The organism is Nocardioides sp. YIM 152315 (genome assembly GCF_029210375.1).
Lineage (GTDB): Bacteria > Actinomycetota > Actinomycetes > Propionibacteriales > Nocardioidaceae > Nocardioides.
On sequence record NZ_JARGER010000043.1, the window covers coordinates 80150 to 99665 of the forward strand.

A 19516-nucleotide genomic window follows, 5' to 3' on the forward strand; every position below is an offset into this window, starting at 1 on the left:
CGACGGATCCGTTACGCTGCGACCATGCGGGACGAGGTCGACGAGCTGGTCGAGGCGTGGGAACGCGAGCGTCCCGATCTCGATCTTGCCCCCGTCGAGGTCTTCAGCCGCATCAGCCGGCTGGGCCGCCATCTCGACCTGGCGCGTCGCGACGCGTTCACGACGGCCCAGGTGGAGTCGTGGGAGTTCGACGTGCTGGCCGCGCTGCGGCGGGCGGGCGCGCCGTACGAGCTCTCCCCCGGGCGGCTGCTCCGCGAGACGCTGGTGACCAGCGGCACCATGACCAACCGGGTCGATCGGCTGGTCGGCCGCGGCCTGGTCGAGCGCCTGCCCGACCCTCGCGACCGGCGCGGCGTGCTGGTGCGGCTCACCCCCGAGGGCAAGGACACCGTCGACTCGGCCTTCGGGCGGCTGCTGGAGGCGGAGCGCACGTTCCTCGCCGAGCTCCCGGAGAAGGACCGGGTGCGGCTGGCGGCGCTGCTGCGGACCCTGCTCGCGCCGTTCGCGGGCTGAGGGCCGGCCCGGTGCGGGAATACCCGGTGCACCGGGTATTCCCGCGCCTCTCGGGCAATGCAACACCCGAGAACCGCAGGGACGGGCCGAGAAGTGCCCGCGGCCTGTCGCGCACACGGGCGTCGGGTCGGCGCTACTCGAGCACCTCGGCTGCCTCGAGCCACTCCAGCTCGAGCTCGCCCTTCTCGTTGGCGAGCAGGTCGAGGCGGGCGGCGAGCGCGGCCAGCTCCTCGTAGCGCTCCGCGGCCTGCGGCGAGAGCTCCTCGATCCGGGCGTGGATCTCGGCCTCCTGCTCGGCGATCCGCTCCAGCTGCCGGTCGACGCGGGCGATGATCTTGCGGGCGGCCCGCTCCTCCGCACTCCCGGCCTTGGCCTTCGACGTGGTCGAATCGGGACTTCTGACGGTTGAGTCCGGAGAAAGGTCCGGACTCATGTGTCCGGAAGTCCCGACTCGACGCTCGAGGTACTCGTCGACGCCCCGGGGAAGCATCGAGATCTGGCCGTCGCCCAGGAGCGCCCAGACGGAGTCGGTGACCCGCTCGAGGAAGTAGCGGTCGTGGGAGACGACGACGAGGGTGCCGGGCCAACCGTCGAGGAAGTCCTCCACGACGTTGAGGGTCTCGATGTCGAGGTCGTTGGTGGGCTCGTCGAGCAGCAGCACGTTGGGCTCGGTGAGCAGCAGGCGGAGCAGCTGGAAGCGGCGACGCTCGCCGCCGGAGAGGTCGCCGATGCGGGCGGTGAGGCGGTCGCCGGTGAAGCCGAAGCGCTCCAGCATCGCGGTCGCGGTGATCTCGCCGTCGGCCGTGCGGGTGACCCGGCGGATCGACTCGACGGTGTCCAGCACCCGCCCGTCGGGATCGCCGCCGCCGAGCGACACCGGGTCCAACTGCTGGCTGAGGTGCGAGAGTGCGACCGTGCGGCCGTGCTTCACCCGGCCGACCGTGGGCGCGAGCTCGCCGGCGAGCATCGCGAGCACCGAGGTCTTGCCGGCGCCGTTGACGCCGACGATGCCGACCCGGTCACCCGGGCCGAGCCGCCAGGTGGCGTGCGAGAGCAGCGTGCGCGGGCCCCGCACCAGGTCGACGTCCTCGACGTCGATGACGTCCTTGCCGAGCCGCTGGGTCGCGAACTGCTGGAGCTCGAGACGGTCGCGCGGCGGTGGCACGTCCTCGATCAGGGTGTTGGCGGCGTCGATGCGGAACTTCGGCTTCGACGTGCGGGCCGGCGCACCGCGGCGCAGCCAGGCGAGCTCCTTGCGGACGAGGTTCTGCCGGCGCACCTCCGACGCCGCCGCCTGACGCTGCCGCTCTGCCTTGGCGAGCACGAACGCGGCGTACCCGCCCTCGTAGGCGTCGACGACGCCGTCGTGGACCTCCCAGGTCCACTGGCACACGGCGTCGAGGAACCACCGGTCGTGGGTGACGACGACCAGCGCCGAGGGCCGGTTGGCGAGGTGCTGGGCGAGCCACGCCACCGCCTCGACGTCGAGGTGGTTGGTCGGCTCGTCGAGTACGACGAGGTCGTGGCGGTCGAGCAGCAACGCGGCCAGCGAGCAGCGCCGGCGCTCGCCGCCGGAGAGCCCGAGCACGGACCGGTCGAGCTCGACCCCGGCCAGCAGTACGTCGACGACCTCGCGGGTGCGGGGGTCGGCGGCCCACTCGTGGTCGGACCGACCGCCGAGCACGGCCTCGCGGACGGTGTGGGTGTCCTCGAGCTGGTCGCCCTGGTGGAGGTAGCCGATCAGCAGGCCGCGCTGGCGCGAGACCCGCCCTGAGTCAGGCTCCTCGAGCCCGGTCATCACCTCGAGCAGCGTGGTCTTGCCGTCCCCGTTGCGACCGACGATGCCGATGCGCTGGCCAGCGGACACGCCGAGCGAGACGTCGGTGAGCAGAGGGCGGACGCCGTACGACTTGGAGACGCGCTCGAGGTTGAGCAGGTTAGACATACGACACCGTGTGCGCGCCCGCCACCGCACCGGTGGTGACGAGGACGATGTCGTGGGTGGCGCGCAGCTCTCCCGCGACCGCGCGCGCGGCGTCGGCGGACTCGCAGAGGAAGACGCAGGTCGGGCCGGACCCGGTCACGACCCCGCGCAGGGCGCCGGCCCCCTCGCCGAGGTCGATCAGCTTCGACAGGTCGGGCCGCAGGTCGAGCGCGGCGGGCTGGAGGTCGTTGTGCAGCGCCGCCGCGAGCGCGTCCGGGTCGGCCGCCTCGAGCGCGGCCAGGAGGGCCGCGGGCATCGGGGGTACGGCGGGCGCGTCCGGGAACAGCCGGTCGAAGTGGCGGTAGACCTCCGGGGTCGACATGCCGATCGGCGACGGCACCAGCACCCACCACCACGTGCCGTTGTCGGCGACGGGCTCGACGATCTCGCCGCGTCCGGTGCCGAGGGCGGTGCCGCCGACGAGCGCGAAGGGCACGTCGCTGCCGAGCCGGGCCGCCAGCACGAGCAGGTCCGCATCCGACGTGTCGGCGCCCCAGAGGCGGTCGAGGCCGACCAGCGCCGCGGCCGCGTCGGCCGACCCGCCCGCCATGCCGCCGGCCACCGGGATCTCCTTGTCGATGAACACCTCGCCGCTGACGGCCAGCCCGTGGTGGGCCGCCAGCAGGGCGGCGGCGCGGTCGACGATGTTGTCGCCGGACAGCGGGACGTGGGTGCGGTCCATCCAGGGCGACACCGCGACGTCGACGGACCAGCGGTCGGCGTCGGCGAACGTGAGGTCGTCGTAGACGCCCACCGCCTGGTAGACGCTGGTGAGCGGGTGGAAGCCGTCCGCGCGCGGGGCCCCCACGCCGAGGTGAAGGTTGATCTTCGCCGGTGCGCGGACCGTCAGACTCATGCGGGTTCCTCGATGCCCGGCAACGCCTCGGCGATCCGGACGAAGTCGTGGATGGTCAGGGTCTCCCCGCGCGCCAGCGGCTCGACGCCCGCCTGCTTGAGCGCCGCGTCGACGGCCCCGCTGGGTGCGAGCACGCGCAGCGCCCCGCGCAGCGCCTTGCGCCGCTGGGCGAACGCCGCGTCGACCACGTCGAAGACCCGCTCGCGCGACACCGTCGTGGTCGGCGGGTCGCGGCGGGTCCAGGCGACCAGGCCGGAGTCGACGTTCGGCGCGGGCCAGAAGACGTTGCGGCCGATCGCGCCCGCCCGGCGTACCTCGGCGAACCAGGCGGCCTTCACCGACGGGATGCCGTAGACCTTCGAGCCCGGCTCGGCGGCGAGCCGGTCGGCGACCTCGGACTGCACCATCACGAGCCCGCGCTCGAGCGAGGGCAGCAGGGCCAGCAGGTGCAGCAGCACGGGCACGGAGACGTTGTAGGGCAGGTTGGCGACCAGCGCCGTCGGCGGCGGGCCCGGCACCTCCTCGATCCGGAGCGCGTCGGCGAGCACCACCTCGAAGCGTTCGGCCTGCGCGGGCGCGTACGCCGTGATCGTCTCGGGCAGCAGCGACGCGAGCCTGTCGTCCACCTCGATGGCCACCACCCGGCCAGCGACCTCGAGCAGCGCGAGGGTCAGCGAGCCCAGGCCGGGCCCGATCTCGACCACGACGTCGCGGTCGGTGACGCCCGACTCGCGGACGATCCGCCGCACGGTGTTGGCGTCAATCACGAAGTTCTGGCCGCGCTGCTTGGTGGGCCGCAGCTCGAGCCGCGCTGCCAGCGCCCGCACGTCCGCCGGCCCGAGCAGGCGCGGCTGGGCGGACGTCTCGGACATGGTCGCCAGCGTAGTCAGCGCCGCGCGGCGACCCGATTCCGCCCGGCGCGCGGCGTACGTCGCTAGGGTCCGAGCACCACCTGTGGCGGGCTCGGCCGCATCGAATCGGAGGAACCCCCTTGATGAGACGTGCCATCTCGGCCGTGAGCGCCCTCGCCGTCGTCGCCCTGCTGCCGGTCGCCGCGCCCGCCCTCGCCGAACCCGACGGACCGACCGCGATCCGGGACGCGCCGTTGCTCGGCGGCGACGACCTGCCGACCGCGGCCGTCCGCAGCCACGACCGCAGCCACCCTCTCGAGGTCGAGCGTCGGGCCCTGCGCCGCTCGGCGGTGGACCAGCTCGCCACCGGCCGGGCCGACCTGCGCGGCCGCGGCCCCAACCGCGTCATCGAGCTGCGCGACGGCACCGAGGTCGACTACCCGGCCACCGAGACCGCCCAGCTGCTCACCTTCCTCGTCGAGTTCGGCGACGACCCGACCGGCGTCGCCAACCCTGACTTCCCGGTCGCCGGCCCGCTGCGCAACGAGATCCCGAAGCCGTCCCGCGCGGACAACGCGACGTACTGGAAGAGCGACTTCGACCGCGCTCACTACGACGACATGTTCTTCGACGGGCTCGCCGACCAGGGCGGTGAGTCGATGGCCGACCTGTACGACGAGATGTCCAGCGGACGGTTCGACCTGCAGGGAGACGTGTCCGAGTGGATCCGGGTCGACCACCCGGAGTCCTACTACTCGGACGCCGACGGCTTCGAGAACCAGCCCGAGATGACCGCGTTCATCCGCGACTCTGCCGACGCGTGGTACGACGCGCAGCGCGCTGCGGGCGGGTCGCCGGAGAGGATCGGCGACTACCTGGCCCGTTTCGACGTGTGGGACCGCTACGACGCCGACGGCGACGGCGACCACACGGAGCCGGACGGCTACATCGACCACTTCCAGGCGATCCACGCGGGTGTCGGCGAGGAGGCCTACGGACCCGCCTGGTCGATCTGGTCGCACCGCTGGGCCGCCAACATCGCCGGCTACGGCGTCGACGGTCCCACCCCGCGGGCGGACTGCAGCGCGTGCGGGCCGCAGGGCGGCGTCGAGATCGGCGACACCGGCTACTGGATCTTCGACTACACGACCGAGCCCGAGAACGGCGGACTTGGCGTCTTCGCCCACGAGTTCGGGCACGATCTCGGGTTGCCCGACTACTACGACTCCCAGAGCGAGGATCCGGACAACGGCACCGGCTTCTGGAACCTGATGAGCTCCGGGTCGTGGCTGGGCCACGGTCGCGGCGACGTCGGCACCACCCCGAACCAGATGGGCGCCACCGAGAAGCTCTTCCTGGGCTGGTACGGCGCCGACGACCTCGTGACGGTCGACGGCCTGGCGGCGCGACCCCGCGAGGTGGTCCTGGGCCCGTCGTACCACGCGACCACCACGGGTGCCCAGGCCGTGCTCGTGGACCTGCCCGACGGCACCCGGACGCTGGACGGGTCGATGCCCGACAGCAGCGATGGCGCCTACCTCCAGACCGCGGGCGCGGACGGGCTGCTGGCGACCGCCCGCGGTCCGGCCGTCACGGTGCCGAGCGGCGACGCGACCCTGACCGCTCGGGTCGCCCACGAGATCGAGCCCGGCTTCGACTACGCCTACCTCCAGGTCTCCACCGACGGTGGCGAGACGTGGGAGTTCGTCCCCACCAGCCTGTCCACCGACGAGGACCCGCACGGACAGAACCTCGGGCACGGGATCACCGGCGTCAGCGACGGCTGGGTCGACCTGACCGCGGACCTGTCGCCGTGGGCAGGGTCCGGCGTGGATCTCCGGTGGCTCTACCTCACCGACGGCCGGACCCACGGCTGGGGGCTCGCGGTCGACGACCTGGCCGTCGGCGGCTACCGGACGACGTTCACCACCGCCGACGACTGGCAGCTGTCCGACGTGTACGCCGTCTCCGGCGGCACGTACGACGTCAGCTACCCGCAGTACTACGTCGCCGAGAACCGTCAGTACCGCGGCTACGACCGGACACTGGCGACCGGCCCCTACGCCGCGACCGATCCCGCCGACCCGAACCGGGTCGACCACTTCGACTACCAGGACGGGCTGCTGGTCTGGTACCACAACGGCTTCTACAGCGACAACGACACCAGCGTGCACCCGGGAGGTGGCGTCGACCTGCCGGTCGATGCCACCCCGCAGAACCAGGTGTGGAGGAGTCGACGCGGCGCACCCGTCGCGCTCGCGGAGGGCCGGCTGCAGACCTTCGACTCGACGTTCGACGTCGACAGGAGGACCGGCCTGCGACTGTCGACCGACGCCAACGGAGGGATGCGCCTGCTCGTGGCAGGCGGCCGGAGCGTGCCGGTCTTCGAGGACCACGATCGATCGGCCTACCTCGACGACTCCGGCGGCCCCGCCGGCCTGGCACTCTCCACGGAGGTCGCAGGGGTCGGGACCCAGATCCAGGTCGTCTCGTCGGATGAGCGCGCCGGCCGCATGGTGGTCCGGATCGGCAAGCGGTTCGTCGCCGCGACCTCCCGGCCCAGGTTGCTGGGCGGCGACGACGCCGGCGACCTGCTCGTGGCGCTGCCACCCGCCTGGTTCCAGCGGGGAGTGTCGACCACGGTGACGTGGCTGCGCGACGGGCGCCCGATCTCTGGAGCCCGCGGACTGCTCCACCGGCTCACCCGTGCCGACGCGGGGCACACCGTGTCGGCCAGCTTCACGGGGTCGAAGCAGGGCTACACCGCGACGGACGCGATCACCGACGGCGTCGCCGTGTCGCGCGGCCGCGGGCGCCGCTGAGCCCGTCCCATGCCGGAGGGGCCCCGGTACGCCGTACCCGGGCCCCTCTGCTGTGTTCTCATGGGTCGGTGCGAGACCTGATGAGACGTGCCGTCGCGGCGGTCTGCGTGGTCGCGGCCGGCGCCCTTCCGCTGCTCGTGGTGCCGACGGCGCAGGCGGTCGTGCCGACGACCCAGCCCGCGATCACCGGCACCCCCAAGGTGGGCATGACGCTCGCGGCTCGAGGCGCGACCTGGCCGGTGCCCGGCAGCTCCACGTTCGCGTGGTACGTCGGCGAGGACTGGGTGGGGAAGGGCCCCACGTACCGGGTCGGGCGGGCTCGTCTGGGTCAGGTGATCACCCTCCGCGAGGCCTTCACTCCTGACGGCAGCACCGAGCGCAGCCCCGCCGAGGCCGACAGCGCCATCGTGGTCGAGGGCGACCCGCCCACACCAACGCGCCCCTTGTCCGTCACCGGCGCGTCGGAGGTCGGGTCGACGCTGGTCACGACCAAGGCGAGGTTCCCCGTCAAGGGCGTCACGACGTTGACGTGGACGATCGACGGCGCCCGGGTCGACACCGGCCGGTCCTACACGATGCGACCCGCCGACCTGGGCAAGGTCGTCCGGCTGACCCAGCGCTTCTCCAGCAACGGCTACGCGCCCACGTTCCTCGCCTTCGACACCGCGCCGGTCGCGCTCGGACCGGCGCCGACGGCGTTCGGCCGCCCCGCGATCTCGGGCAGGGCGCGGGTCGGGGCGAGGCTCAAGGTCACCGGCGGCACCTGGTCGGCGCCCGGGAGGTCGAGGTATGCCTGGTCGGTCGACGGCGTCGAGGTCGCGCGGGGGCGGTCGTACGTCGTGGCGGTCCGAGACGTGCGGTCGCGCGTGACGGTGACCGAGACGCTCACCAGCACCGGCTATGCGCCGGGCAGCGTCTCCGCGCAGTCACCGGTCGTCGCGCCCGCGCCGGTGCGGTTGCGGATCAAGGTGGGCAAGGCGCGGGCCGGCCGGCGGGTGGCCGTCGTCATCCGCGCCGTCTCACCCGGGCCGGCGGTGCCGGGCAAGGTCAGGGTCGGCTACGCCGGCAGGTCGCTGGGCAAGGAGCGCCTGACCCGGGGCCGGACGTCGCTGTGGCTGCCCCGCAAGAAGCACGAGGGCAGCCAGCGGCTCCGCGTCGTCTACCCCGGCAAGCGCGGCTTCGCCCACGCCAGCCGAACCATCAGGATCCGGCTGCGCTGAGCCGGGAGGTCAGCGCGGCAGGCCCAGGCTGGCCGAGCACGCCGGCCAGGCGCCGTACCCGCCCGCGGCGTCGCGGACCTTCGTCGCGATCGCGATCTGCGTCTCCCGGCTGGCGTTGCTCGGCAGGCCGCTGCCGCCGTGCGCATGCCATGTGCCGAGGCTGAACTGGAGGCCGCCGTAGTAGCCGTTGCCGGTGTTGATGGCCCAGTTGCCGCCGGACTCGCACTGCGCGAGGCGGTCCCAGACGGTGTTGCCGCCCGCGAAGTTCACGGCCGGAGCCTTGGTGCCGATCCGGACGATCTCGTCGACCGCCGCGCGCTTCACGTCCTGCCGCAGCACGGTGCGCTCGGCGACCTCGCCGTTCTTGTAGACGATGCGGTAGGTGACGTCGCGCAGGCCGTGGCGGCCCTCGCGGACGACGGAGTCCTCGCCCTCGTACATCGAGCCGTCCTCGCGCTCGACGGTGCCGAACGGGATGCGCTCGCCGTCGACGTGCTTCTCCGCGATGCGGACCTTCGTGAAGACGAGCCGATCGCCGTCCTCGAGCACGTGGTCGGCAGCAGGCTGGGTGCGGTCGTGCTTGCGGACCGTGACGCCGAGCTCGTCGAGGGCGTCCTCGACGGTGAGCGCGGTGAGCGTGCGCTTGACCGGCTTGCGGTCGGCGACCTCGACGGTGAGGCTCTTGGGCGTGACGACGTCGAGCGTCATGCCGTCGCGGTCGACGGTGCCACCGCGGCTCGCGGACAGGTCGGCCTCGCCGTACCGCTTGCCGACCTGGTCGAGCGCTCCGGCGACCGTGGTCGCGGTGACCCAGTGGGTCGTGCTCTCGCCGTCGACGTTGAGCTCGAACGGCCGGGCGAAGTGGACCGAGATGCGGGTCCCGTCGGTGATCTCCTCGTCGAGCTCCGGCGCGACCTCGTCGCGGTCGCTGACCTCGACGCCCTGCGCCTCGAGCACGTCGCCGACGGTGCCGCCGAAGGCGCTGACGTCCTCGGACTGACCGTCGAGGGTGAGGGTCACGGACTTGCTGAGTGCGCTGTAGCCCCACGTGCTGCCGGCGACCGCGAGGACCGCGACCGCGGCGGTGGCGATCATCAGGGGTCGGCTGGTGGTGAGGCGGCGGAACCGGCTGGTGTGCTCGTTGTCGGGCACGTCTCTCCGAACGTCGTGCTCTCCGGGTCTCGGGTGCCGGTGCGAGCGACACGCTCCCCGCCAGACGGGGACCGTCTCGGTGGTGGGCCTGCGGCGGCCACCCCTGCACCGGTCAGATCGGGTCCCGATCCCGGCTTTCGGTCATCCAGACCATCGCACAAGCGCGGTGATTGCAAACCGAACTTCCACAATTTGTGCGGATCGTGAGCGGTGTCTCAGTGCCCTCCCGCCGCTAGAGTCGCGAGGTGACCACGGGCGAGCGTGCGGACTTCACCCCCCTGACCTGCGGAAACGGCATCTCGTTGATCCCCTCGATCGCCGGTCCCGACCTGCTCGGGCGGGGGTACGTCGAGGAGGAGCATCGAGCAGGCGGCACGGCCCGTTCCACCGGCGATCACCCCGACGCGCCGTTCGCCACGCGGGTCGCCGTCCGCCGCCCAGCGACCTCGGGCAGCGGAACCCTGGTCGTGGAGTGGCTGAACGTCAGCAGCGGCCAGGACGCGACCCCGGACTGGAACTACCTCGCCGAGGAGGTCGTCCGCCGCGGGCACACCTGGGCCGGCGTCTCGGCGCAGTACAACGGAGTCCACGGCGGCGTGCCGGCCGTGCCGACCGGCGACCTCGCGGGCCGCGGCCTGACCGAGCTCGATCCGCAGCGGTACGGCGACCTCGTCCACCCGGGCGACGCCTACTGCCTGGACATCTACACGCAGGTCGCGCGTGGGCTGGCCGCGGACCTCCGCGCGACCTGCGTGCTCGCCGTCGGCGAGTCGCAGTCGGCGTTCGCGCTCACAAGCTACCTCGACCGGGTCCGCGACCACCCGTTCGACGGGTTCCTCGTGCACAGCCGCGGCGGTGCCGGCATGCCGCCGGGCGAGCCCGGGCGCGGGGTCGACCTGGGCGCGCGGGCCGAACCCGCCGTACGCGTGCGGGACGACGTCGGGGTGCCGGTGATCGTGGTGCAGACCGAGACCGACCTCTTCGGCTACTTCGGCTGGGCAGCCGCCCGACAGCCCGACCACGCGTGGCTCCGGGTCTGGGAGGTGGCGGGCACCGCCCACGCGGACAAGTGGCAGATCGGCGAGTTCGAGTCGTTCCTCGCCTGTCCCGACCCGGTCAACCGCGGTCAGCAGGTGTACGTCGTGCGCGCGGCGCTGCGATGGCTGGAGTCTTGGGTGCGCGACGGCACCCCCGCGCCCAGCGCGCCGCCGCTCGAGGTCGTCGGCGGCCGGCTGGACCTGGACGAGCACGGCAACGCACGCGGCGGCGTCCGGACGCCGGTCGTGGATGCGCCGGCCGAGGTGCTGTCCGGGTTCGCCGCCCCTGGCGCGTCGCCGCTGTGCGAGCTGTTCGGGCGCACCCTGCCCTTGGCCCACCCGGCGTACGCGTCCCCCGAGGAGTACCTGGCGGCGTACACCGCCGCCACGGACGCCGCCATCGCCGCCGGCTTCGTGCTGCCCGACGACCGGGACGCAGTCCTGGCGGAGGCGCGTTCCGCGGCGCTGCCGGGGTAGCTTCTCTGGCAACGCCTGCGCTTCTCCGGGGGTGCATTGCCCGAGAAGCGCGGCAATACCCGGTGCACCGGGTATTCCTGGTTGCATTCGTGGGTTCCCTGCACCGGCCTCACCAGCCGCCTCCGAACGCCGCCTCCGTGTTCGCGTCGATCGCCGCGCACAGCGCTCCGAGGTCGTCGCCGCGGACCTCCGCCATGGCGCGCACGGTGAGGGGCACGAGGTAGGAGCCGTTGGTGCGGCCGCGGTGCGGCACGGGGGTGAGGTACGGCGCGTCGGTCTCGACCAGCACCCGGTCCCGGGGAGTGACCGCGAGGGCCTCGCGGAGCGGTTGGGCGTTGCGGAAGGTCACCGTGCCGGCGAAGGAGAGGAAGGCACCGCGCTCCAGGCACGCCCGCGCGAAGCCGGCGTCCCCGGAGAAGCAGTGCATCACCCACCGTTCCGGCGCACCCTCGTCGTCGAGCACGCGCAGGACGGCGTCGTGGGCGTCGCGGTCGTGGATGACCAGCGTCTTGTCCAGTCGCCGGGCGAGGTCGATGTGTCGGCGGAACGACTCCTCCTGCACCGCCCGCCCCTCCTCGCCGGTGCGGAAGAAGTCCAGCCCGGTCTCCCCGACCGCGCGCACCTTGTCGTGCGCCGAGGCGAGCGCCTCGATCTCGGCCAGGGCGTCGTCGAGCGAGTCCAGCCGGGGCGCCTCGTTGGGATGCAGGGCGACGCCGGCGACGAGGGCGTCGTACGTCGCGGCCGCCTCGACCGCCCAGCGCGCGCCCGGCAGGTCGCAGCCGATCTGCACGATCCGCGGGACGCCGGTGGCGGTGGCCGCCGCCAGCGCCTCGGCGACCGGGACGGCGGGATCGTCGCCGCGGGCGACGTCGAGGTGGCAGTGGTTGTCGACCACCGGGTGCGGCAGCGGCTCGGGTGCTCCGGGGCGAGTCATGGGACTCCGGCCGTCCGGTGGGCGGTGGGAGATCCACCGTTTCGGGCGCTCACGCACCGACCTCGGAGGCAACGACGCGCTCGATGATCGCCGCCGCGCAGTCGTCCGGGGCCTGGGTGGGGATCCAGTGGCTGACGCCCGAGAGCTCGACGAGCTGGTACGGCGCATCCACCCAGTCGGCGGTGGCGTCGACCCCGACACGGGTGATGGCGATGTCGCGGTCGCTCCAGAGCAGCGTCGTCGGCACCCGCACGAGGTGGTCGGTCGAGCCGGGCTTCACCAGCGGCATCGCGCGGTACCAGCCGAGCGCGTGCGGCAGCGCGCCGTACTCCACGATCTCGCGGCGGAACCGCTCGACCTCCGCGGCGGTCATGCCCGACAGGCGCATGCTCCGGTCGAAGCGGCCGCCCGGCCGCCGCGCGGTGAGCTCGGGCAGCAGCGGCAGGTTGAAGAGCGCCATGTAGCGCGACCTCCGGCGCTGGCTCGTCGTCCTCATGGCGCGCACGAACGCCGCGGGGTGCGGCACCGAGATCGCGGTCCAGCTGCGCACCAGGTCGGGTCGGCGCATCGCGACCGTCCAGCCGACCGCGGACCCCCAGTCGTGGCCCGCCAGGTGCACCGGGCCGCCGATCCGGTCGACGAGCGCGACGACGTCGGAGGCGAGGTGTTGCATCCGGTAGTCGCGCCGCCGCCGCGGCCGGGCACCCGGCGAGTAGCCGCGCTGGTCCAGCGCGAACGTGCGCAGGCCGGCCTCGTGCAGCAGCGGCGCCACCTGGCGCCACGTCGTGCTGCGCTCGGGGAAGCCGTGCAGCAGCACGATCGGCTTGCCGTCGACGGGCCCGTCGTCGAGGACGTCGAAGCTGAGGCCGGCGTGGTGCAGGACGCGGATCCGCTGCTCGTTCATGATGAGCCTTCTCCCCCGTGGACGAGGTTGTAGACCTCCCGCTTGGGTACGCCGGCGCGCCGTGCCACCTCGACGATGGCCTCCTTGCGACGGACGCCCTCCGCCTCGAGCTCGGCGACGGCGGCGAGCAGGCTGGCGGGGTCGGACCCGATCTCGGCGGCCGGCTCGGCGCCCGACACGACGATGGTGACCTCGCCGCGGACGCCGTCGCCGGCCCAGGCGACCAGGTCCGCGAGCGACCCGCGGCGTACCTCCTCATGGGTCTTGGTCAGCTCACGGCAGACCGCGGCGGCGCGATCTTCGCCGAACGCCTCCGCCATCGCGGCGAGCGCGACGGCGGTCCGGTGCGGCGCCTCGAAGAAGACCATCGTGCGCTGCTCGGTCGCGAGGTCGGACAGCCGGCGCGAGCGCTCGCCGGCCTTGCGCGGGAGGAAGCCCTCGAAGCAGAACCTGTCGACGGGCAGCCCGCTGACCGCGAGGGCCGTGAGGACCGCCGACGGTCCGGGCACGGCGGTCACCGGCACGTCCTGCTCGACGGCGGCCGCCACGAGGCGGTAGCCGGGGTCGGAGACGCTCGGCATCCCGGCGTCGGTGACGAGCAGCACGCGGTCGCCCGCCAGCAGCGCCTCCAGCAGCGCCGGGGTGCGGGCCGACTCGTTGCCCTCGAAGTAGGACACGACCCGCCCGGTGACCGTCACGCCCAGGTCGGTGGTGAGCCGCTTGAGCCGGCGCGTGTCCTCGGCGGCGACCACGTCGGCCGTGGCCAGCTCGTGCGCCAGGCGAGGTGGCGCGTCGCCGACCTGCCCGATCGGCGTCGCCGCCAGCACGAGTACGCCGGACGTCGCGTCGTCGGTGAAGGACACGACCTAGAGTCTTCCATCGTGACCAGCGCCGCGCCTCCGGAGCCGCCGACGGCGCGTGTCGGGCTGTCGCGCGACTCGGCCGGGCGCCCGGTGCCGTCCGCCTGGCAGCGGGCGCGCTCGCGCATCCGCGGCGAGGACCCGGTCATCGGGTGGGCGGGCGGCATCGCCGTCGCGGTGCTCGCGCTGTTCCTGCGGCTGTGGCACCTCGGCAAGCCGCATGCGTTCGAGTTCGACGAGACGTACTACGCCAAGGACGCGTGGTCCCTCCTTCACTTCGGCTACGCGCGCGACTGGGTGGAGAAGGCCAACGACCACATCCTCGACGGCCAGACGGCGGACCAGTGGAAGTCGTCGCCGGAGATGATCGTCCACCCCGAGGTCGGGAAGTGGCTGATCGCGCTGGGCGAGAAGGCCTTCGGCATGGACCCCTTCGGCTGGCGGGTCTCCGCCGCGGTGATCGGCGCGCTGATGGTGCTGGTGATGTGCCGCCTCGCCCGCCGGCTGACCGGGTCGACGCTGCTCGGCTGCATCGCCGGGCTGCTGCTGTGCTTCGACGGGCTGCACTTCGTGCTGTCCCGGCTGGCGCTGCTCGACATCTTCGTGGCGTTCTTCATCCTCTGCGGTGTCCACTGCGTCGTCGCCGACCGCGACTGGCACCGCGCCCGGATGGCGAGGCTGGTGCCGGAGGACTCCGGCGGCCGCGGGTCGTGGGGGCCGGTCCGCGGCCTGCTCGTGCGGCCCTGGCTGCTGGTCGGCGGCGTCTGCTGGGGCCTGGCCGTCGGCACGAAGTGGGAGGCGCTCTATCCCCTCGCGGCGTTCGGCCTCCTGGTCTGGCTGTGGTCGGCCGGCGCCCGCCGTTCGTTCGGGGTGCGCGCGTCGGTGCTGCGCTCCGCGGTGGTGGACGGGGTGCCCGCGTTCGTCCAGCTGGTGCTGGTCGCCCTAGTCGTGTACGTCGCGAGCTGGACGGGCTGGCTGATCCACGCGGACACCTACGAGGAGCACCTGTCGGCGACGCAGTACACCCACCACGGCGGCGGCGCGGACTGGCCGACCCGCACCGAGCCGGACGCGAGCGGGATCGGCGAGGTCACCCAGTCGCTGCGGTCGCTCTGGTACTACCACCAGGACGTCTACGCGTTCCACACCCACTTCCTCAACGACAGCACCCACACCTACGCGTCGAAGCCGCTCGGATGGCTGCTGCTGAACCGGCCGGTCGGCGTCTCGGCGGACACCGACATCCAGCCCGGGACCCAGGGCTGCGAGGCGCCCACTGGCAGCGACTGCCTGCGTCAGGTGCTCCTGCTCGGTTCGCCGGCGGTCTGGTGGGGAGGCTGCCTGGCGATCCTCTACGCGCTGGCGATGTGGGTCGGCGCGCGCGACTGGCGGTTCGGGGTCGCGGTCGTCGGGACGCTGTCGACGTGGCTGCCGTGGCTGCAGTACGACGACCGGCCGATCTTCTCCTTCTACGCGGTGATCACCCTGCCGTTCCTGGTGCTCGCGCTGACGCTCGCGATCGGCCGGATGCTCGGCACGTCGTCGGCGCCGAGCGGACGTCGTACCGCCGGCGTCGTCGTCTCCGGCGCCTACCTCGTGCTGGTGCTGATGAACTTCGCGTGGTTCTGGCCGATCTGGACCGACCAGCTCCTCACCCACGGCGAGTGGCTCGACCGGATCTGGTTCACGCGCTGGATCTAGCGTCTAGGCGATCGTCAGCACGACGAGAGTGAGGTTGAGCGCGATGATCACGGCCGCGGCCCCTGACGCCACGACGGTCGTGGCACGGCGGTTGACCAGGGTCCCCATCAGGTCCCGGCGCCGGGTGAAGGCGATCAACGGCACCAGGGCGAAGGGGATGCCGAAGGACAGCACGACCTGCGAGACGACCAGCGCCTGCGTCGGATCGGCGCCGAGCGCGAGGACCAGCATCGCGGGCGCGAGCGAGCTCAGCCGGCGCACGACGAGCGGCACGCGCCGCCGGAGGAAGCCCTCCATCACCACCTGACCCGAGAGGGTCCCGACGCTGGACGCGGCGAAGCCGGACGCGAGGAGGGCGAGCGCGAAGAGCAAGGCGGTACCGCCGCCCTCGACCCGGCCGAGCGCCGCGTGTGCGGCCTCGATCGTGTCGGCGCCGCTGCCGCCCAGCACGCTGGCCGCGATCACCAGCAGGGCCAGGTTCATGAGTCCGGCCAGCGTCATCGCCACCACGACGTCGACGCGCTGACCGCGCAGCAGGCGCTGGCGCTGCGCGTCGGTGCGGCAGGGGTGTCGGTCGGTGGTCAGCCCGCTGTGCAGGTAGATCGCGTGCGGCATGACCGTGGCGCCGAGCATGCCGGCCGCGAGCAGCACCGACCCGGCGCCGTCGAACCGCGGCACCAGCCCGCCCGCGACGTCCGCAGGCTCCGGCGCGCCGAGCAGCACGTTGTAGGCGAAGCCGACCAGGATCACGCCGAGCATCCCGGTGATGGCCGCCTCGTACGGTCGGTGGCCGCGCGACTTCAGCCCGAGCAGCGCGAAGGCGACCACGGCCGTGATGGTGCCGCCGACCACCAGCGGGGTGCCGAAGAGGAGGTTGAGCGCGATCGCGCCGCCGACGACCTCCGCCAGGTCGGTGGCGATCGCCACCAGCTCCGCCTGGACCCACAGCGCCCGGGCGGCGGGCCGCGGGAGGTGCACGCGGCACAGCGCCGGCAGGCTGAGCCCGGTCGCGATCCCGGCCTTGGCCGAGAGGTACTGGATCAGCATCGCCATCAGGTTGCTGGCGACGACCACCCAGACGAGCAGGTAGCCGTACGACGCACCCGCGCTGAGGTTGGTCGCGAAGTTGCCGGGGTCGACGTAGGCGATCGCGGTGACGAACGCCGGCCCGAGCAACGGCAGTGTCGGCTGGCTCCGTCGCACCCGCGGCGGCACGAGCACTCGTCGACGTTCCTGATACACAGCGCCCCCTTACCCGGCATTTCGGGCGGCATTCTCATGGGGCCGGAAAAGGACGCATTTCCGCGCCGCAACGAGATGTCGCGGGGCTTTCGATATTCCGACGATTGGTATTCGGAGCCGGCCACCGATCGGATTGGGGAGATTTTCTTTTTTCTTGCCCCGAACCCTTTTCATCCCGCGAGTCAAGGGTACCGTCGAGATCGCGAAAGGTCCCATGGTGCTTGACATCCGGGCCTCAGATCCGCACTGAAATGCCCATGGACGGCGCCACCCGAACTCCCTCCGGTCGACCGTCTTCCTGCTCCTAGGAGGTGGAGGTCTCCCCGAGTCAGCAGCACCCGCGACGCGCATTCGCGAATTGCCTGGCAATTCCTGCGACGCGCGCGGCGAAAGCACATCAACATCGGTAGGAGATGACATGTTCGGAAAGACTGTCGTTCGCGACATGATCAACCGCAGCGCGGAGAGCGAGACCGACCGTCGGCTCTTCCTGAAGTCCGCCGGAGTCGCGGGTCTCGGGGCAGTGGGAGGTGCGGCGCTCACGGGCGTCGGCGTCTCGCCGGCGATGGCCGCGGGCCCCAGCGACGGGACGATCCTGAACTTCGCCCTCAACCTGGAGTACCTCGAGGCCGAGTTCTACTCGCACGCCGCCCTGGGCCACGGGCTCGACGGCAAGCTCACCTCCGGCCGCGGCCGGCACGGCGGGGTCGTCGGCGGGCGCAAGGTCCACTTCGCCAGCCGCAAGATCGAGCACATGGCGAAGGAGATCGCCCACGACGAGGTCGACCACGTGAAGTTCCTGCGCAAGGCGCTCGGCGGTGCCAAGGTCGCGCGCCCGCAGATCGACCTGAAGCACAGCTTCACGGCTGCCGCGCAGGCGGCCGGCCTGATCGGCAAGTCCGAGACGTTCGACCCGTTCGCCAGCGAGGACAACTTCCTCCTCGCGGCGTTCATCTTCGAGGACGTCGGCGTGACGGCATACAAGGGCGCTGCCCCGCTGATCGACAACAAGACCTACCTGGACGCCGCCGCCGGCATCATGGCCGTCGAGGCCTACCACGCCGGCGTGGTCCGCAGCTCGCTCTACGACAAGGACCTCGGCGCGGCGGCGAACAAGATCAGCAAGGCCCGCGACTCGCTCGACGGCAGGAGCAACGACGACCAGGGCGTGGTGCGCAAGGCCGGCCGGGCCAACCTGGTCCCGGCCGACAAGCACGCCATCGCCTACGGCCGCACACCGGACCGCGTGCTCAACGTCGTCTACCTGACGCCGAAGAAGTCCCGGAAGGGCGGCTTCTACCCGCACGGCGTCAACGGCGCGCTCGCCGTCAGCGGTGGCAAGTAGGAGCCGGCCATGATGTGGCAACAGCTGCTCTCCGTGCTCGTGCTGACGCTCGTCATGACGCGTGCGGCATGGCTGGTCGTCCACCCGCGCCGCCAGCGGATCACGCGCGTCCGCTGAGGCGCACCCGGGAGGCGGCCGGTCACCCGGCCGGCCGCCTCATCGGCTTCACCCGGAAGGAGGCGGAGCCATGTTCGGCATCGGCCTACCCGAGCTCGCGGTCCTGGCGTTCGTCGGCGTGTTCGTGCTCGGCCCCGACAAGCTGCCCGAGCTCGCCCGCCAGCTCGCGCGGATGATCCGCTCCGTCAGGCGGCTCGCCGACGGCGCCCGCGACGAGCTGCGCACCCAGCTCGGGCCGGAGTACGCCGACCTCGAGCTGCGCGACCTCGACCCGCGCGCCGTCGTCCGCCGGCACGTGACCGCGGCGTGGGAGGAGGAGGACGACGATCCGGCCACCGACTCCCCCGCCACCCGACCGATTGCGAGAAACCCATGAACCCCCTCTTCATCGGTGGCCTCGGCGCCACCGAACTGCTCATCATCCTGGCCGTCCTGGTCCTGCTCTTCGGCGCGACCAAGCTGCCGGAGCTGGCCCGGGGCAGCGGCCGCGCGCTGCGCATCTTCAAGGACGAGACCAGGAGCCTGACCGACGGCTCCGACAGCGCGGACAGTGCCGCCAGCGCCGACGCCGCGGGTGGCTCCGCCGGCTCCGACGCCGAAATCCTGGCCGAGCCCCGTCGTACCGACCGCGGACCGGTGGGCTGATCCGTGTCCGCGATCTCCGGAGGCATCGGGCTCCTGTCCGGCCGGCCGCGCCACCAGATGGGCGCGGACGGCCGGATGGCGGTCTCCGACCACCTCCGTGAGCTGCGCGCGCGGCTGCTGCGCTCCGCGCTGTGCCTCGTGGTGGCCTTCGGGCTCGCGCTCTTCTTCTACGACCAGTTGCTCGACCTGGTCCTGCACCCCTACAACGACGCGCGGGCGATGCTCGGCGAGCGCACCTCGACGCAGGCCTACGTCGCCGGCGCGACCGGTCCGCTGATGCTCCAGCTCAAGCTCTGCGGGGTCGCCGCGATCGTCGCGTCCAGCCCGTACTGGCTCTACCAGGTCTGGGCGTTCATCGTGCCCGGCCTGCACGCCGGCGAGCGGAGGTGGACCCGGATCTTCACCGCCGTGGCGGGCCCCCTGTTCCTTCTCGGCGTCGCGACCGGCTACTACGTGCTCCCGAAGGGGCTCGAGGTGCTGATCGGGTTCACGCCGGCCGGCCTGGAGAACCTCGTCGAGTTCAACGACTACTTCGGATTCCTGACCCGGATGCTGCTGGTCTTCGGCATCGCCTTCGAGATCCCGCTCTTCGTGATCCTGCTCAACCTCGCCGGCGTGGTGTCCGGGCGCGCCCTGGGTCGCCACCGACCCTGGATCGTGCTCGGGACGTTCGTCTTCGCGGCCGTCGCGACGCCGTCCACCGATCCCTTCTCGATGGTCATGCTGGCCGTGCCGATGCTCGCGCTCTTCCTGGTCGCCGAGGTGATCGCCCGTCTGGTCGACCGCTCCCGCCGGCGCCGGGTGCTCGACGAGGTCTGACGTCGTGCGGGCGCCTGTCCGCGCGCCGTCCGGACCT

Annotated in this window: 17 protein-coding genes; 9 read left to right on the forward strand and 8 right to left on the reverse strand. The window is 72.5% G+C overall.

The window, feature by feature from the left end:
* Window positions 1–24: 24 nt before the first annotated feature.
* A complete protein-coding gene (locus PZ894_RS19310; RefSeq protein WP_275747323.1) occupies window positions 25–513 on the forward strand; it encodes a MarR family transcriptional regulator in 489 nt (162 codons plus the stop codon).
* A 133-nt stretch (window positions 514–646) separates the two neighbouring features.
* On the opposite strand, the gene PZ894_RS19315 is transcribed toward PZ894_RS19310, so the two are convergent.
* From PZ894_RS19315 to rsmA, 3 genes are read right to left on the reverse strand one after another with little or no spacing between them, the layout of a single operon-like run.
* On the reverse strand, window positions 647–2458 hold the full coding sequence (locus PZ894_RS19315) for an ABC-F family ATP-binding cassette domain-containing protein (RefSeq protein ID WP_275747324.1): 1812 nt from the start codon (window positions 2456–2458) through the stop codon (window positions 647–649).
* Entirely contained in the window at window positions 2451–3353 is a 903-nt protein-coding gene (locus tag PZ894_RS19320; protein WP_275747326.1) for a 4-(cytidine 5'-diphospho)-2-C-methyl-D-erythritol kinase, read from the reverse strand. Before PZ894_RS19320 ends, PZ894_RS19315 begins: the two co-directional genes overlap by 8 nt.
* Window positions 3350–4225: a 16S rRNA (adenine(1518)-N(6)/adenine(1519)-N(6))-dimethyltransferase RsmA gene (gene rsmA / locus PZ894_RS19325; RefSeq protein ID WP_275747327.1), complete on the reverse strand. Its 876-nt coding sequence runs from the start codon at window positions 4223–4225 to the stop codon at window positions 3350–3352. Before rsmA ends, PZ894_RS19320 begins: the two co-directional genes overlap by 4 nt.
* A gap of 122 nt (window positions 4226–4347) precedes the next feature.
* On the opposite strand from rsmA, the gene PZ894_RS19330 reads away from it, so the two are divergent.
* Together PZ894_RS19330 and PZ894_RS19335 are read left to right on the forward strand one after the other, a co-directional pair.
* Window positions 4348–7026, forward strand: coding sequence for an immune inhibitor A domain-containing protein (locus PZ894_RS19330; RefSeq protein WP_275747328.1), 2679 nt, complete (start codon window positions 4348–4350; stop codon window positions 7024–7026).
* A gap of 80 nt (window positions 7027–7106) precedes the next feature.
* The gene (locus PZ894_RS19335) at window positions 7107–8246 is read left to right on the forward strand and encodes a hypothetical protein (protein WP_275747330.1); all 1140 of its coding nucleotides are present in this window, start codon (window positions 7107–7109) and stop codon (window positions 8244–8246) included.
* 9 nt (window positions 8247–8255) lie between these two features.
* On the opposite strand, the gene PZ894_RS19340 is transcribed toward PZ894_RS19335, so the two are convergent.
* Complete coding sequence (locus PZ894_RS19340; RefSeq protein ID WP_275747332.1) at window positions 8256–9398, reverse strand: resuscitation-promoting factor; 1143 nt, start codon at window positions 9396–9398, stop codon at window positions 8256–8258.
* A 245-nt stretch (window positions 9399–9643) separates the two neighbouring features.
* On the opposite strand from PZ894_RS19340, the gene PZ894_RS19345 reads away from it, so the two are divergent.
* Window positions 9644–10912 (forward strand): alpha/beta hydrolase domain-containing protein, encoded by a 1269-nt coding sequence (locus PZ894_RS19345; protein ID WP_275747334.1) that lies wholly within the window; start codon window positions 9644–9646, stop codon window positions 10910–10912.
* A gap of 109 nt (window positions 10913–11021) precedes the next feature.
* Here the strand turns inward: PZ894_RS19345 and PZ894_RS19350 are convergent, their stop codons facing one another.
* The 3 genes from PZ894_RS19350 to rsmI are packed head-to-tail and all read right to left on the reverse strand — an operon-like array spanning window position 11022 to window position 13613.
* Window positions 11022–11846, reverse strand: coding sequence for a TatD family hydrolase (locus tag PZ894_RS19350; RefSeq protein WP_275747336.1), 825 nt, complete (start codon window positions 11844–11846; stop codon window positions 11022–11024).
* A gap of 49 nt (window positions 11847–11895) precedes the next feature.
* The gene (locus PZ894_RS19355) at window positions 11896–12750 is read right to left on the reverse strand and encodes an alpha/beta fold hydrolase (RefSeq protein ID WP_275747338.1); all 855 of its coding nucleotides are present in this window, start codon (window positions 12748–12750) and stop codon (window positions 11896–11898) included.
* Window positions 12747–13613, reverse strand: coding sequence for a 16S rRNA (cytidine(1402)-2'-O)-methyltransferase (rsmI, locus tag PZ894_RS19360; protein ID WP_275747340.1), 867 nt, complete (start codon window positions 13611–13613; stop codon window positions 12747–12749). Before rsmI ends, PZ894_RS19355 begins: the two co-directional genes overlap by 4 nt.
* 18 nt (window positions 13614–13631) lie before the next feature.
* Here rsmI and PZ894_RS19365 point away from each other — a divergent pair, with 18 nt between their 5' ends.
* Window positions 13632–15311, forward strand: coding sequence for a phospholipid carrier-dependent glycosyltransferase (locus tag PZ894_RS19365; RefSeq protein ID WP_275747342.1), 1680 nt, complete (start codon window positions 13632–13634; stop codon window positions 15309–15311).
* A 3-nt stretch (window positions 15312–15314) separates the two neighbouring features.
* Here the strand turns inward: PZ894_RS19365 and PZ894_RS19370 are convergent, their stop codons facing one another.
* The gene (locus PZ894_RS19370) at window positions 15315–16532 is read right to left on the reverse strand and encodes an Nramp family divalent metal transporter (RefSeq protein ID WP_275747344.1); all 1218 of its coding nucleotides are present in this window, start codon (window positions 16530–16532) and stop codon (window positions 15315–15317) included.
* 439 nt (window positions 16533–16971) lie between these two features.
* Between PZ894_RS19370 and PZ894_RS19375 the strand changes: the two genes are divergently transcribed.
* The 4 genes from PZ894_RS19375 to tatC all read left to right on the forward strand — a co-directional run bounded on the left by PZ894_RS19375 (window position 16972) and on the right by tatC (window position 19479).
* On the forward strand, window positions 16972–17898 hold the full coding sequence (locus PZ894_RS19375; RefSeq protein WP_275747346.1) for a ferritin-like domain-containing protein: 927 nt from the start codon (window positions 16972–16974) through the stop codon (window positions 17896–17898).
* A 187-nt stretch (window positions 17899–18085) separates the two neighbouring features.
* On the forward strand, window positions 18086–18391 hold the full coding sequence (locus tag PZ894_RS19380) for a sec-independent translocase (protein WP_275747347.1): 306 nt from the start codon (window positions 18086–18088) through the stop codon (window positions 18389–18391).
* Entirely contained in the window at window positions 18388–18660 is a 273-nt protein-coding gene (tatA, locus tag PZ894_RS19385; protein WP_275747348.1) for a twin-arginine translocase TatA/TatE family subunit, read from the forward strand. Before PZ894_RS19380 ends, tatA begins: the two co-directional genes overlap by 4 nt.
* Before the next feature lie 3 nt (window positions 18661–18663).
* Window positions 18664–19479, forward strand: coding sequence for a twin-arginine translocase subunit TatC (gene tatC, locus PZ894_RS19390; RefSeq protein ID WP_275747349.1), 816 nt, complete (start codon window positions 18664–18666; stop codon window positions 19477–19479).
* Window positions 19480–19516: the final 37 nt, after the last annotated feature.